Genomic DNA, 14,411 nt, shown 5'->3' on the forward strand with positions numbered 1-14,411 from the left:
GGGAAAACCGCTTTACCCCCATGGGATACTGGCCGGGCCCATCCATTCCCACGAGGAGAACGGCACCCAGCCATGGCCCCGGTCACGTCCCTCAGCGACTCCGTCCAGCAGCACCTCGCCTCCGCCCTCACGGCCGCCCTGCCGGAGGCCACCGGGGCGGACCCGCTGCTGCGCCGAAGCGACCGGGCCGACTTCCAGGCCAACGGCATCCTCGCGCTGGCCAAGAAGGCCAAGGCCAACCCGCGCGAGCTGGCGACCCAGGTCGTGGCCCGGGTCGAGTCGGGCGACGCTATCCAGGACATCGAGGTCTCCGGGCCCGGCTTCCTGAACATCACCGTCGCGGACCGGGCGATCACCGAGAACCTCGCCGCCCGTTACGCCGACGACACCGGCCGCCTCGGCGTGCCGCTCGCCGACGCGCCCGGCACCACGGTCATCGACTACGCCCAGCCCAACGTGGCGAAGGAGATGCACGTCGGCCACCTGCGCTCGGCGGTGATCGGCGACGCGGTCGTGCAGATCCTCGAGTTCACCGGCGAGACCGTCGTGCGCCGGCACCACATCGGCGACTGGGGCACCCAGTTCGGCATGCTCATCCAGTACCTGGACGAGCACCCGCACGAGCTGGACCACAAGGACAGCCAGGTCAGCGGCGAGGAGGCGATGTCCAACCTGGACCGCCTCTACAAGGCCGCGCGCCGGCTGTTCGACGCCGACGAGGAGTTCAAGACCCGCTCCCGGCGCCGGGTGGTCGACCTCCAGGCCGGCGACCCGCACACCCTGGCCGTCTGGCAGAAGTTCGTCGACGAGTCGAAGATCTACTTCTTCTCCGTCTTCGAGAAGCTGGACATGGAGGTCCGCGACGCCGACATCGTCGGCGAGTCCGGCTACAACGACATGCTGGCCGAGACCTGCCGCCTGCTGGAGGAGTCCGGCGTCGCCGTGCGCTCCGAGGGCGCGCTGTGCGTCTTCTTCGACGACATCAAGGGCCCCGACGGCAACCCGGTCCCGCTGATCGTGCAGAAGTCCGACGGCGGCTACGGCTACGCGGCGACCGACCTCTCCGCCATCCGCGACCGCGTCTTCCACCTCAAGGCGGACACCCTGCTGTACGTGGTGGACGCCCGGCAGGCGCTGCACTTCCGCATGGTCTTCGAGACGGCCCGCCGGGCGGGCTGGCTGAACGAGGACGTCGAGGCGCACCAGCTGGCGTTCGGCACCGTCCTCGGCAAGGACGGCAAGCCGTTCAAGACCCGTGAGGGCGAGACGGTGAAGCTGGAGGACCTCCTCGACGAGGCGGTCGAACGGGCGACGGCCGTGGTCCGCGAGAAGGCCGGCAAGGTGGGCCTGAGCGAGCAGGAGATCACCGAGAACGGCCGGTACGTCGGCATCGGCGCGGTGAAGTACGCCGACCTGTCCACGTCCGCCGTGCGGGACTACAAGTTCGACCTGGACCAGATGGTCTCGCTCAACGGCGACACCTCCGTCTACCTCCAGTACGCCTACGCCCGCATCCAGTCGATCCTGCGCAAGGCCGGCGACGCGCGTCCGGCCCCGCACCCCCAGCTCGCGCTGGCACCCGCCGAGCGCGCTCTCGGCCTGCACCTGGACCGCTTCGGCGAGACGATCGCCGAGGTGGCCGCCGGGTACGAGCCGCACAAGCTCGCCGCGTACCTGTTCCAGCTGGCGACGCTGCTGACGTCCTTCTACGACCAGTGCCCGGTCCTGAAGGCCGAGTCGCCGGAGCAGACCGCCAACCGGCTGTTCCTGGTGGACCTCACGGCCCGCACCCTGCACCGGGGCATGGGCCTGCTGGGCATCCGCACGCCCGAGAAGCTGTAACGCGGGCGACCGAGGGGTGGTCGCGCCAACTGCGTTGTCAGTGCCGCCCCTTACAGTCACCCCCATGGCGACTCTTCCCAACGCGCTGCCCCGGCTGGCCACCGACCCCAGCGGCAGGTCCCTCGGGCTCCAACTCCCGCCCGGCACACTGTTCGACGCCACGCACGAGGGACCGTGGCACGAGCCCCTGCTGTGGTACGCGCAGAAGCCCGCCGGGCCCGGCACCTGGAAGGCCCTGGGCGGGCCGGCCGCCCGGGCCGGCCTGCTGCCGGTCCTCGTGGACGTCGGCGGGTGCGAAGGCGGCCTGCACGACTGGGAGCTGAGCCCCGGGGAGACGTCGTACCCCGGGGACCACGACCCCGAGGACGTCCTCGCGGAGTGCTGGGAGGACGTGGCGGCCGAGGAACCGCCCGCGGCCGTCGAGCCGTTCGGCCCCGAGTGGCCCGGTCTCGCCCCCGCCGCCTCCCTGACCGCCGACCCCGACACCCGCGCGGCCCAGATCGCCGACGCCTGGGACGACGGCGACGACCCGCTGATCGAGGAAGCCCGCCTGGCGCTGGTCCCGGCCCGCCGGTCGGCCGACATACCGGCGGCGATCGGCTGGACCGGCCCGGTCAACTACGAGGGGGACGTGGCCCGGATCTGCGCGGTGCTGCGCTCCTGGGAGGACCGCTTCGGCGTCCGCGTGGTGGCGCTCGGACTCGACACGCTCGTGGTGTCGGTGGCGGCGCCCCCGGCCACCCTGGAGGACGCCGAGGCAGTGGCGGCGGAACACCTCGCCCTCTGCCCCGACAGCGTCCTCCAGGACGACGCCGGCACCCTGCGGGCGTACGCCAAGGACCTCGTCGGCGCGCCCGCCTGGCACTTCTGGTGGGACTGACCCCGGCCGCGGCCGGGGCTCAGCCGGCCAGGCCCTTCGCCAGGCGCCGCAGGCCCTCCCCGATCTCCTCCGGGGTCTGCGTCACGAAGCACAGGCGCAGGGTCGCGCGGTCGGGCTCACCGGCGTAGAAGGGCTCGCCGGGGACGTAGGCCACGTGCTGCCGCACGACGCCGGCCAGCAGGGCCGTGGTGTCGTACCCGGCGGGCAGCCTGGCCCACAGGAACATGCCGCCGTCGGGGCGGTGCCAGACCGAGCCCTCGGGCAGGGCCGCGGGCAGCCCGGCCAGCATGGCGTCGCGCCGCTCACGGTAGACGGCGCGCACCCTGGCCACGTGCGGGTCGAGGACGTCCAGGTACCGGGCGGCGGCGAGCTGGTTCACGGTCGGGGTGTGCAGGTCGGCCGCCTGCTTGGCCACCGCGCACGCCCGCCGCAGCGCCGCCGGTGCGCGCAGCCAGCCCAGCCGCAGGCCCGGAGCCATGATCTTGGAGAAGGAGCCGAGCAGCACGACCCGGTCCTCGGCGCCGGGCAGCGAGGCGATCCAGGGGACGCGCTCGCCGTCGTAGCGCAGGTCGCCGTAGGGGTCGTCCTCGACGATCCACAGTCCGTACCGGGCGGCCGCGGTGGCGACGGCGGCGCGGCGGGCGGCCGGCATGGTGCGGCCGGTGGGGTTCTGGAAGGTGGGCACGAGGTAGAGCAGCTTGGGGCGTTCGCGCCGGATCAGCTCCTCCAGGGCCGCCGGGTCCACGCCGTCGTCGTCGCCCGGAACGGCCAGCACCCGGGCGCCCGCCAGGCCGAAGGCCTGGAGTGCGGCCAGATAGCAGGGGCTCTCGACCAGGACGGTGTCCCCGGGGTCGAGCAGGGCGGTGGCCAGCAGCGACAGCGCCTGCTGCGAACCGGTGGTGACGAGCAGGTCGTCGGCGCCGGTCGGCAGGCCGTGGGCCGTGACGCGGGCCGCCAGCCCCGCCCGCAGCGCCGGTTCGCCCTCGGTGGTGGAGTACTGCAGTGCCCGGTCCGGGGTCTCCTCCAGCACCTGCCGGAACGCGGCGGCGATGCCGTCCCGGTCGAAGAGTTCCGGCGCGGGCAGGCCGCCGGCGAAGTTGATCACCTCGGGGCGGGCCGTGACCGCCAGGATGTCCCGCACGGGCGAGCCGCCCACCGCGCGGGTGCGGGCGGCCAGGGGCGGGACGGGCGCGCTGGGGGCACGGGGCGGCGCGGGCTCGGTGACGGTCATGACACGGCTCCTTCGGCTGCGGGACGGCGTCCTGGCCGCAGCCTAGGCAGGTACATGCCGTCTACACCCGACATTCCGGGATCCGGACGCCGGGACGCACGCCGGGACACACGCCGTACCCGGTGCCGCGCCCCACGGCGGGCCCGGTGCCGCCCGCGTCAGCCCGTCGCCGCCGCCCAGGCGTCGCCGCCCAGCGGAAAGGCGTACGCGGGGCGCCCGTTGGCGCCGCTGGTGCGGAACGGCCTTCCGTGGTCGTCGATGCGCAGGGTGCCCTGCCGGGCGCCGCTGGACCAGGACAGCTCCAGGTACCAGCTGACGTCGTAGGCCGAGGCGTCCGCCGTGATGTGGAAGACCTCCGGGTCCGACTCGCTCACCTTGAACGGGAAGTCCCGGTGCCCGGCCTGCGGCACCACCGCCGGGCGCATCGCGTCCAGCGCCACGGTGAAGGAGCGCGTCGGGACGCCCCCGCCGCAGCCGACGCCCGGGTAGCCCATCGCGTAGTCGTTCCAGGCCAGCGGTGAGCGCCGGCCGGCCTCGTGCACGGTCAGGCCCCGCACCACCACCGTCCGCGCACCGGTGCCCTGCACGGTCAGCGTCAGGTACTGCTCCCCGGACGACACCGCCCCGTGCGCCGCCACCCAGGCGGGCGCGTCCCCCTCCAGCGGCGGCGGCGCCACCCGCGCCGGCGGCCGGTCGATGAGGTACCGCTGCGAGCAGGCGCTCTGCCAGCTGTACGGCTCGGCGGCGACCGTCAGGGGCGGGACGCCGCCGACGGCCCCCGCCGTGCCCGCGGACGCGGCGGCGGGCGGACCGGAGACACGGGCCGAGGCCGGGGGCGGACCGGCCGACGCCGGCACCGAGGCGGAGACGGCGGCGGAGGGGGAGCCGGAGGCCGAGGCGGACCCGGCCGGGCCCGGCGTGCGCGAGCCGTGCGTCCGGCTCGGTGCCGTCCCGCCCTTCGCCGCACCCGCGGCCGCCGCCGAGCCGGTGTCCGCACCGTCCGAGGGCAGCCCGACGGCCAGCGCCACCGCACCGGACACGGCCACCGCGGCGGCCGCGGCGACTGCGCCGAGCAGCACGGGGCGCCGCGGACGGCGGGGACGGCGGGGCGGCGCCGGGGGTAGGTCGGTGACCGTGACCTCAGCGGGCTCGGCGACCTGGACCGGGTCGTCGGTGTCGCCGACCGGCACCGGATGGTCAGCGCCGGCCGGCGCCCCCTCGCTCTGCACGTCCGGCGCCGGGGCCTGCCGTGGGTCCCGTGGGTCCCCCTTCCGGCCGCGCGCCGCGTCCGCCAGCACCCACCGCCGGTGCAGCTCGACCAGTTCCTCCGGCGCCGCCCCGCACAGGCGGGCGAGGCGCTCCACCGGGGCGTAGTCGGCCGGTACGGCGTCCCCGTTGCAGTAGCGGTGGAGCGTCGACGTGCTCATGTGCAGCCGTCGCGCGAGCGTGCCGTAGCTGTGTCCCGAGCGGTCCTTCAACTCCCGCAGCAACTCCGCGAAACCGCTTCCCGCAGTGCTGTCCGGCACCGTTCCCCCTCTTCCCCGTCCCGCTCCCCCGTTCCAAGGGAGGGATGTTCACGCAGGTCACAGCCGGTGTGGGCGTTCCAGCGTCCCGGATCACCCGGTAACCGTGGCGGGCGGGACGGGCCGCCCCACAGGCTGTAGCCATCCAAGCACGCCAACACCCCGCTCCCGAAAGAGGACTTGCCATGCGCAGCCGCCGTATCCGCCTGCTCGCCACCACCGGTGCCGTCGTCGCCGCCCTCGCGCTGACGGCGTGCGAGGACGGGACCGGCGCGAAGGACGAGGGCGCGTCGGCCCCGGCGTCCGTCACCGCGTCGCCCTCCCCGTCCGGCTCCGCCGCGCCCTCCCCGTCCGCGTCCACGTCGGAAGGCGGCGGCACGTCCGGCAGCGGCACGTCCACCCGGACTTCCGGCACGACGGCGAAGACGCCCCGCGCGACCTCGAGCTCGACCGCGACCACGGCTCGCGACTCCGGCCCCCGGCCCTTCTGCAACGGCTCGAACACCACCGTCACCGCCGCCCCGGTCTCCCGGCCGCTGAACCACATGCTGATCACGGTGAGGAACACCGGCACCCGGACCTGCGACCTGACCTACTACCCCGTGCTGCGCTTCGACGAGATGCAGTGGGCGCCGCAGGGCGCCGAGGAGACCAGGCCGCAGGCCGTGACCACCCTGGCGCCCGGCGAGTCGGGCTACGCGGGCGTGCTGCTGGCGGCCGCCGACGGCAGCGGCGACGGCGGCACGACCGGGCACCGGCTGACCGTCGCCTTCCAGGGCGCCACCCCGGGCAGCTCCGGCGGCGCCTCGGCCACGCCGGCCCTGCCCGCGAAGGGCGTCTCCTACGACAGCTCGCTGGAGGTGACGTACTGGCAGCGCGACGCGCAGGACGCGCTCAGCTGGTGAGGCGGCGCGTGGGCCCTACAGCTCCTCGCGCAGCTTCTGGGCCACCTCGGTGGCCCAGTAGGTCAGGATGTTGCGCGCCCCGGCCCGCTTGATGCCGGTGAGGGTCTCGAAGACGGCCCGGTCGCGGTCGACCCAGCCCTTCTCGGCGGCGGCCTCGATCATCGCGTACTCGCCGGAGATCTGGTACGCGACGACCGGCACGTCCACGGCGTCCGCGACGCGGGCGAGGATGTCGAGGTAGGGGCCGGCCGGCTTGACCATGACCATGTCGGCGCCCTCGGTGAGGTCCAGCTCCAGCTCCCGAAGCGACTCGCGCCAGTTGGCGGGGTCCTGCTGGTACGTCTTGCGGTCACCCTTGAGCGAGGAGCCGACGGCCTCGCGGAAGGGGCCGTAGAAGGCGGAGGAGTACTTGGCGGTGTAGGCGAGGACGGCGACGTCCTCCCGCCCGATCTGGTCGAGCGCGTCGCGTACGACGCCGATCTGGCCGTCCATCATCCCGCTCGGCCCGACGACGTGGGCGCCCGCGTCGGCCTGCACCTGGGCCATCTCCGCGTACCGCTCCAGGGTGGCGTCGTTGTCCACGCGCCCCTGCGCGTCGAGCACCCCGCAGTGCCCGTGGTCGGTGGTCTCGTCCAGGCACAGGTCGGACATGACGAGCAGCTCGTCGCCGACCTCGGCGCGCACGTCCCGGATGGCGACCTGGAGGATGCCGTCCGGGTCGGTCCCGGCGGTGCCGACGGCGTCCTTCTTGGACTCCTCCGGCACACCGAACAGCATGATCCCGGAAATCCCGGCCTCCACCGCCTCCAGGGCGGCCTTCTTCAGACTGTCCCGCGTGTGCTGCACGACCCCGGGCATCGCCGAGATCGGCACCGGCTCGCTCACGCCCTCGCGCAGGAACGCGGGCAGGATGAGGTCGGCCGGGTGCAGCCGGGTCTCCGCGACCATGCGCCGCATCACGGGGGTGGTGCGCAGCCGACGAGGTCGCGTACCGGGAAAGGATCCGTACTTCGCCATACCTCCTACGCTACGCCCGCCCCTCCCCTGCCTTTACCGACGCCCAGTCGGCCCCGGTCGCCGGTACCGCTCCCGCTCTGCGCGCACGGCAGTCCCGGCAGCAGGTGTCGGGCGCTGACGCGCGGACGAAGCGCGAGCATCCGCCCACGCAGTCCTCCCAGGGGTCCGACCAGGGCTCGGGCGGAACCGACACGGCGGCGGTCGGCGGGGCGCCGGACGGAGCCGCGTACGACGGAAGCGACGGCAGGGGCGGTGGCAGTCCCTCCCGCAGCCGGTGCGCGAGGAACCGAGCCGGGGACTTCAGGAGGGCCGGAACACCGTCGGTCATGGCATGGATCACGGCGGCCCGGGACGCGCCGTTGCCGAACCAGGCCATTACGGCGGGAGCGAGGCGTGCCACCTCCCGCTGGGAGAGCGTGAAGCGGTCGTCGGTGCGCCGCAGACCCGCCAGCAGAGCGACGGCCTTGTCATGGTGCTCACACGGCCCGCAGCACCGGCATTCGCCCCACCAGGTCCCGTGTTTCCGGGCTCCGGTGCGGAGTTCACCGGCATGGGTCGAGATCCAGTTCCGCCCACACGGTCTTGCACGGCACCGGCCCGCACCGCGCACCCCACGAGACGGAAGCAGCGTGCCCCTACGTGCGTAACCTGTGAAGGAAGGCGGCCCGTGCGGACGGTGTCTGTCCGGGTGGCGTCCGGTTCCGTCCGGGCCGTACGGGGTGACCCTGCGTAGAAGTGGCCTCTGCTCCCGCCCGCATCTTGATCCGCGACTCCAAGCATCCCCAGTGGGCTCGGCTCGCCCTGGCCCCCACCGCTTGGGCGGCCTTCCTCCCGTACGCGTCCGACCACTGACGCCACCGCCGGCCGGGCTCCCGCTCGTCCGCACCGGACGGGAGCCCGGCCAGAGATTCAGGCGAGGCTCTCCGCCATCTCCTCCGCCTGCTTCAGGACGCGTTCGATCGCCGCGGGCTGCTTGTCCGGCGGGTAGCCGTGCTTGCGCAGCAGGCGCAGGACGCGCGCCATGATCTTGTCCCGGGCCTGCTCCTTCACCTTCCAGTCGACCGTGACGTCCTTCCGTATCTGCTCGTACAACTCGTGGGCGATCTTCGCGAGGACGGTGTCTTCCATCTCCTCCACCGCCGACGGGTCGGCGGCGAGGGCGTCGTAGAAGGCGAGTTCGTCCTCCGAGAGTCCGAGCTTCCTCGCCCGGCCGCGATCGGCCGACACCTCGCGCGCCAGGTTGACCAGGAACTCCATGAACTCGGCGGCGGTGAGCAGGCCGTTGGTGTAGCGGTTCATGGCGGCCTTCATCTTCTTGGTGAAGGTCTCCTGGCGGGTGAGGTTGTTCGGATGGGCGTCCTTGATCTCCTTCATGAGCGCCTGTCGGAGCGCGGCGATGGCCAGGTTGGGGTGACGGCTCGCCTTCAGGTCGTTCAGCACCCGGTCGTCCAGATGGGACAGGTCGGGCTTGGTGAGCCCGGCCGCGTCGTAGATGTCCACCACCCCCTCGGCGGCGACCACGGACTCGTTGAGCTGGGCTATGAGGAGGCGGACGTCGGCGGCCGTGGCGAGTCCCTGCTCCTCCTTCTCGTCCATGGCGTACTTCTCGCGGGAGGTGCGCACGGCCTCGAAGAACCGGATGTCGGGAAGCAGGTCCTGCACCCGCTCGTCGGTGGGGCAGAGGGAGAACGCCTGGCGGAGCAGGTTCGCGTGATACATGAACCGCTGGCGGCGGGTCGCTTTCCCCTGCTCCGGCGGAGGCTCGGGCGCGATCAGGAACTCCAGGGCCTCCGTCAGCGCCTCGCGGTAGGCGCTCGGGCCGCCCGCGTCGCGGATCTCGCGCCAGGAGCAGCCATGAAGGAGTTCGTCGATGCGCTGGTGGTTCTCGCGGACGAGCTGGACGGCCTGGCGAAGGTCGGCACCGAGCATGGGGTTCTCCTGGTCCCGCTCGGAGTACTCGGCCAGAGCCTCCTTGATCTCCCGGATCACTCCCTGGAAGTCGACGACCAGCCCCGACGGCTTCCCCGGCCAGGTGCGGTTGACGCGGGCGATGGCCTGCATCAGGGCCGCGCCGCGCATCCGCTTGTCCAGGTAGAGGGTGTGCAGCGGTGGGGCGTCGAATCCGGTCAGCCAGAGGGACTGGACGATGACGAGTTCCAGCACGTCGTCCGCGTCGGTGACCCGCTTCTGGATGTTCTTCAGCTGGATCGGGGTGCGGACGTAGTCGGCGACCTCGGGAACGTCCTTCGCGGCGTTGCCGGTGAACACGACCCGGATATGGCCGGTGTCGTCGGTGAGGAGCCCGGTCTCCGGATCCTTCTCCCCCGCCCACTCAGGCCGACGCCGGACGATCGCCTCGAAGAGACGCGCGGCGATGACCCGTGACGCACAGACGACCATGCCCTTGCCGGGATGACCGGTGAGCTTGACCATCTCCGAGCGGCGCGCGTCCCAGTGTTCGAGGATCGTCCCGGCCAGCTCCTCGATCCGCCCTGAGGCGCCGATCAGGCTCTCGTAGTCCCCGAACTGACGGCGGGCCTTGCGCTTCTCCTCCTCCGACAGCCCCTCTATCAATCCCTCAGCACGGGCGTCGAGTTCGTCGAGATCGACATCCGCGGGGAGGTCGACGCGGACCAGGTGCGGCTCGTAGAAGACGGGGACGGTCGCCCCGTCGTCCACGGCCTGGGTGAGGTCGTAGGTGTGGATGTTCTCACCGAAGACGGCACGGGTGCTGCCGACGCCGTTCTCGATGGGGGTTCCGGTGAAAGCGATGAACGTGGCGTTCGGCAGCGCGTCTCGGAGGTTGCGGGCGTACCCGTCGATGAAGTCGTAGTGACTGCGGTGTGCCTCGTCGACGACGACGATCACGTCACGGCGCGGAGAGACGAGCGGGTGCCGGACGCCGGCCTCCTTCTCCTCCGGGTTGAGCCGGAACTTCTGGAGGGTGGTGAAAACGGCGCCCCCGCCGCCCTCCTGCCGTTGGAGCAGCCGCCGCAGTTCGCTCGCGTCGTTGGCCTTCTCTGGAGCCCCGGTGATCTTCTCCAGGGTGCGGCTGGCGGCGAAGGTGTCGTAGAGCTGGGTGTCGAGGTCGATGCGGTCGGTGAGCAGGACGAACGTCGGGTTGGACAGCTCGGGCGTCCGGGCGGCCTTCCCGACGTAGAACAGCATCTCCTCGCTCTTGCCGGCGCCCTGCGTGTGCCAGACGACACCGGCCCGGCCGTCGGTGGCCACGGCGGACTCGGTGGCGCGCACCGCTGCGTTGACGGCGATGTACTGGTGCGCCTTAGCGAGCTTGACCGTGTCGACGGCACCGGATTTCGGGGCCGAGTAGGAAAGGAAATTAGCGACGAGGTCGAGGAAGTGGACAGGCTCGAAGGCCCCGTACAGCATCCGCTCCAGCGCCCGCCCGTCCTGCCGCTCGTCCTTACGGAGCAAGACGTCGTTCTCGTCGGCGTGCCAGGGGGCCATGTGCTGCCAGGGCGTGAAGGGGGTGCCGACGCGCGCGGTGATCCCGTCGGAGACGAGCGTGAGCAGGAGGGTGGCGAAGGTGCCGGTTTCCTTTAGCTCCCGCCGGTAGCCCTGGACCTGGTCGTACGCCGTGCGGGCGCTGTCGTTGCTGTCGGCCTTCTTCAGCTCGAAGACGGCCAGGGGCAGCCCGTTGACGTACAGCACGATGTCGAAGACGAAGGTCCGGTCCTTCGTACTGCGTACCCGCACCTGGGAGGCGGCGACGAGATCGTTGCCGTGCGGGTCTGCGAAGTCGACGGGACGGATGCGGGCGTGCCGCTGCTCGCCGGTGGCGGGGTCGTCGTAGGGCACGCTGATTCCGTCGGTCAGCCGCTCGTAGAACCGGTGGTTCTCCCGGAGATCGTTCCGCGTCTGCCAGCGCAGCAACTCGTTGACGGCGTCATCGGCGACGTGCTCGGGCAGGCGCGGGTACCGGGTGCGGATCGCCTTGAGTAGGCGGGGCCGCAGGGTCAGGTCGTCCCAGTCGGTACGCACCCCGTGCGCGGGCCCCAGCTCCGGCCCGGGAATGTGCTGCCACCCGTACTCGGCGAGCAGTTCGAGCGCGTGCAGCTCCAACTCCGCCTCGGTGAGCCGGTCCATCGGCGGCTCACCGGGCTGGTGATCGGCGGCTGCGGTCATACGACCTCCTCGACGGCACGGACGGCGTCTCTCACCCGGAGCTTTCCGGAGAGGAGCTGGGGGAGAAGGGTGTCGCGGAGGTCGGCGAGGGTGCGGTTCTCGTTGGTCGCGGCCACAGCGCGGCCAAGCAACGCTCCCACGCGTGCGGCGAACTCGGTTGCCGACCGGCCCTGCGGAAGGCGCACGCGAAGATTTGCGACCCGCTCGGTGACCAGGCGCCCTGTGCCGTGGCCAGCGAGATCAACCATTCCCAGGATGTTGGCCGTCTGCGCCTTGATTGCCAAAAAGAGCGTAGCCGGGTCGATATCCGGATGAGGGATGAGCGCCTTGCAGTCCTGCCCGAACGCCACTTCTCGCTGCGCGACTCCGACCCTGAACTCCGAAGTCAAACTCATTCCGCGGACCACGAAGAGGACCGTCCCCTTCGGTACCAGCCGCGTTCCATTCCGCGCACCTAGACTGGTCACACGCCGCTCGGACTCGTAAAGCCAGGGCGTCTTGAGGCTGGCCGCAGAGATCCAGGGAATGTCGCCTCCCCAGTAGCTGGGCTCACTGGTCTTGGGAGTACCCCCGGAAAGCCACTTCGCGGTCTCACTCAACGCGACCTCGGCCCAACTACCGGACCCAATGGATTCACGCTCGTAAATAGAGCCCGCCAACTCCAAGGCCGTATCCGCAAGCTGCTCGTTGAGTGCGATCTTGTCGTCCAGGGTCCCGAGGACTTCGGCGATCGCGCGTTGATCAGCATACGGGATCCAAGTAAAACGGAATTCACGGATCTGCCCTGCACTGATGTGCGGAACCCCCGTGCCCGTCTGAACACCGAGAACGTGGTTCACAAAGTCGCGACTCCCCAACAGATAGGGCAAAAACGATTGCTCCATCCCTTCCCTTGCCCTGATTCTGGCGACCCGCTGCACAAGCAGACAGGGCAAGTCCGATTCTCGGATACGCGCGTATTTGAGCCCGGATTCAATCCATGGACGGTCCATCGCTAGGACAACGTCGTCAACGGCCAGCGCATACTTCTTACTTATATCCGAGCGGTCCTCGGGCCACCTCTTCACACCAGACCACCGAAGGCGTCCTGGCGCGATGTTGTCTCCCCGCAGCAGCCGAACTCCGCGTTCCGAATAGTCGCCACTTCTGAAGGGAAAGCCGCTAAGAACCTCGACGTGATCACCAAGTTGTACCACGCGGCTCATCACACCCTCCCCAACTGCTCGTCCACAACCTTCGCCAGCCGCTCCGACTCCGCGAACTGTTCCCGTAGCAGCGCCGTCAGCCGGGCGATTTTCTCCTCCACCGGCTCCGCATCCGGATCGACCTCCACCTCGGCCGCCCCGACATACCGCCCCGGCGTCAGCACGAAGTCGTGCTCGGCGACGACCTCCAGCGGTGCGCTCACGCAGAACCCCGGCACGTCCTCGTAAGGCCCGTGCCCGTGCACTCCCCGCCACGCCCGCACCGTGTCGCCGATGCGGTGGACGATCTCGTCCTCCGTCAGCACCCGCAGCGTCCGGTTCTCCATCTCGCCGAACTCGCGCGCGTCGATGAACAGCACCTCGCCCTTGCGCCCCGGCGCCCACCCCGAGTGCCGCCCCTTGCCCTCCGCGAGGAACCACAGGCAGGCCGGGATTTGCGTGGATCGGAAGAGCTGGCCCGGCAGGGCGATCATGCAGGCCACCAGGTCGTCCTCGACCATCGCGCGCCGGATGTCGCCCTCACCGGACTGCTTGCTGCTCATCGAGCCGTTCGCCAGGACCACACCGGCCCGCCCGCCAGGCGCCAGCTTGCTGATCATGTGCTGAAGCCAGGCGTAGTTGGCGTTGCCGACAGGCGGGGTGCCGTACACCCACCGCTTGTCCATGCCGAGCAACTCCCCGCCCCAGTCCGAGATGTTGAAGGGCGGGTTGGCCATGACCACGTCCGCCTTCAGCTCCGGATGCTGGTCGTTGCGGAAGGTGTCGGCCGGCTCGTCGCCCAGCTTGGCCTCGACGCCGTGGATCGCGAGGTTCATGTGGGCCAACTGCCAGGTTGTCTGGTTGAGTTCCTGCCCGTACACGCCGACGTTCAGCGGGTTGCCCCCGTGCGTCTCGATGAACTTCTCCGCCTGGACGAACATGCCGCCCGAGCCGCACGCCGGGTCGTAGACGCGCTCACCCTGCTTGGGTTCCAGGACCTCGACGAGGAGCTTCACCACACTCTCCGGGGTGAAGTACTCGCCGCCCTTGCGGCCCTCCTTGAGGGCGAACTCCGCAAGGAAGTACTCGTAGACCTCGCCCATGATGTCGCGCGCGCCCCGGCGCTTGCCGTCCTCGCCGAGCTGCTCCTGGAAGACCAGCCGGTCCAGCAGCTTCACCAGGCCGGCCAGGCGCTCGCTGTCGACGCGCCCGCTGTCGTAGATCTTCGGCAGGGTCCGGTTCAGCGACGGGTTGAACTTCTCGATGGCACGCATCGCCGCGTCGATGGCCTCGCCGATGCTCTGGCCCTCGACCGTGCCCTTGGCCCGCTCCAGGACGCTCTCCCAGCGCGCGGTGGGCGGCACGTAGAAGATCCCGGAACCGGTGTACTCGCGGCGCTCCTCAAGGGTGGCGAGGATGTCGGCCTCGCTCCAGCCGCCCTCCTCCCGCAGCTCGGCCTCAAGCTGCGCGCGCTTCTCGGCCATGGCGGCGGAGACGTACTTGAGGAAGACCAGGCCCAGCACGAAGTGCTTGTACTCGGCGGCGTCCAGGCTGCCGCGCAGCTTGTCCGCGGACGCCCACAGCACCTTCTTCATGGCCGGGGGCTCAGTTGTCTTCTTCTTGCGTGGCGGCACCGGTGCCTCGTCTCTTTCTCGTTCGCGGTGTTTCTCGTCGTACGTCATG

10 protein-coding genes are annotated in these 14,411 nt (G+C 71.0%); 4 read left to right on the top strand and 6 right to left on the bottom strand.

Going from position 1 to position 14,411, the window contains the following annotated elements:
* Nucleotides 1–72: 72 nt before the first annotated feature.
* Both argS and ACZ6CZ_RS26745 read left to right on the top strand, forming a co-directional pair.
* A complete protein-coding gene (gene argS / locus ACZ6CZ_RS26740; protein WP_469025929.1) occupies nt 73–1,842 on the top strand; it encodes an arginine--tRNA ligase in 1,770 nt (589 codons plus the stop codon).
* A 64-nt stretch (nt 1,843–1,906) separates the two neighbouring features.
* Nucleotides 1,907–2,722, top strand: a complete 816-nt coding sequence (locus tag ACZ6CZ_RS26745) for a DUF4253 domain-containing protein (protein WP_469025931.1) — start codon at nt 1,907–1,909, stop codon at nt 2,720–2,722.
* A gap of 19 nt (nt 2,723–2,741) precedes the next feature.
* Here the strand turns inward: ACZ6CZ_RS26745 and ACZ6CZ_RS26750 are convergent, their stop codons facing one another.
* Both ACZ6CZ_RS26750 and ACZ6CZ_RS26755 read right to left on the bottom strand, forming a co-directional pair.
* Entirely contained in the window at nt 2,742–3,953 is a 1,212-nt protein-coding gene (locus ACZ6CZ_RS26750) for an aminotransferase-like domain-containing protein (RefSeq protein WP_469025933.1), read from the bottom strand.
* Nucleotides 3,954–4,111: 158 nt separating this feature from the next.
* The gene (locus ACZ6CZ_RS26755) at nt 4,112–5,479 is read right to left on the bottom strand and encodes a helix-turn-helix domain-containing protein (protein WP_469025936.1); all 1,368 of its coding nucleotides are present in this window, start codon (nt 5,477–5,479) and stop codon (nt 4,112–4,114) included.
* Between the two features lie 182 nt (nt 5,480–5,661).
* Here ACZ6CZ_RS26755 and ACZ6CZ_RS26760 point away from each other — a divergent pair, with 182 nt between their 5' ends.
* A complete protein-coding gene (locus tag ACZ6CZ_RS26760; protein ID WP_469025938.1) occupies nt 5,662–6,381 on the top strand; it encodes a DUF4232 domain-containing protein in 720 nt (239 codons plus the stop codon).
* A gap of 15 nt (nt 6,382–6,396) precedes the next feature.
* Here the strand turns inward: ACZ6CZ_RS26760 and hemB are convergent, their stop codons facing one another.
* Complete coding sequence (hemB, locus tag ACZ6CZ_RS26765; RefSeq protein ID WP_469025940.1) at nt 6,397–7,398, bottom strand: porphobilinogen synthase; 1,002 nt, start codon at nt 7,396–7,398, stop codon at nt 6,397–6,399.
* 735 nt (nt 7,399–8,133) lie between these two features.
* On the opposite strand from hemB, the gene ACZ6CZ_RS26770 reads away from it, so the two are divergent.
* Nucleotides 8,134–8,250: a DUF397 domain-containing protein gene (locus tag ACZ6CZ_RS26770; protein ID WP_469025943.1), complete on the top strand. Its 117-nt coding sequence runs from the start codon at nt 8,134–8,136 to the stop codon at nt 8,248–8,250.
* Nucleotides 8,251–8,307: 57 nt separating this feature from the next.
* Here the strand turns inward: ACZ6CZ_RS26770 and ACZ6CZ_RS26775 are convergent, their stop codons facing one another.
* The 3 genes from ACZ6CZ_RS26775 to ACZ6CZ_RS26785 are packed head-to-tail and all read right to left on the bottom strand — an operon-like array spanning nt 8,308 to nt 14,410.
* Nucleotides 8,308–11,544, bottom strand: a complete 3,237-nt coding sequence (locus ACZ6CZ_RS26775) for a type I restriction endonuclease subunit R (RefSeq protein ID WP_469025945.1) — start codon at nt 11,542–11,544, stop codon at nt 8,308–8,310.
* Nucleotides 11,541–12,749, bottom strand: coding sequence for a restriction endonuclease subunit S (locus ACZ6CZ_RS26780; RefSeq protein WP_469025948.1), 1,209 nt, complete (start codon nt 12,747–12,749; stop codon nt 11,541–11,543). Before ACZ6CZ_RS26780 ends, ACZ6CZ_RS26775 begins: the two co-directional genes overlap by 4 nt.
* Entirely contained in the window at nt 12,749–14,410 is a 1,662-nt protein-coding gene (locus ACZ6CZ_RS26785) for a class I SAM-dependent DNA methyltransferase (RefSeq protein WP_469025951.1), read from the bottom strand. Before ACZ6CZ_RS26785 ends, ACZ6CZ_RS26780 begins: the two co-directional genes overlap by 1 nt.
* Between the last annotated feature and the right edge of the window lies 1 nt (nt 14,411).

The organism is Streptomyces sp. NPDC041135, from assembly GCF_055592085.1.

Excerpts from the sequence above, each read along its gene's own strand:
- argS (WP_469025929.1), top strand. The coding sequence starts at position 73 with ATGGCCCCGGTCACGTCCCTCAGCGACTCCGTCCAGCAGCACCTCGCC.
- ACZ6CZ_RS26745 (WP_469025931.1), top strand. The coding sequence starts at position 1,907 with ATGGCGACTCTTCCCAACGCGCTGCCCCGGCTGGCCACCGACCCCAGC.
- ACZ6CZ_RS26750 (WP_469025933.1), bottom strand. The coding sequence starts at position 3,953 with ATGACCGTCACCGAGCCCGCGCCGCCCCGTGCCCCCAGCGCGCCCGTC.
- ACZ6CZ_RS26760 (WP_469025938.1), top strand. The coding sequence starts at position 5,662 with ATGCGCAGCCGCCGTATCCGCCTGCTCGCCACCACCGGTGCCGTCGTC.
- hemB (WP_469025940.1), bottom strand. The coding sequence starts at position 7,398 with ATGGCGAAGTACGGATCCTTTCCCGGTACGCGACCTCGTCGGCTGCGC.
- ACZ6CZ_RS26775 (WP_469025945.1), bottom strand. The coding sequence starts at position 11,544 with ATGACCGCAGCCGCCGATCACCAGCCCGGTGAGCCGCCGATGGACCGG.
- ACZ6CZ_RS26780 (WP_469025948.1), bottom strand. The coding sequence starts at position 12,749 with ATGAGCCGCGTGGTACAACTTGGTGATCACGTCGAGGTTCTTAGCGGC.
- ACZ6CZ_RS26785 (WP_469025951.1), bottom strand. The coding sequence starts at position 14,410 with ATGACGTACGACGAGAAACACCGCGAACGAGAAAGAGACGAGGCACCG.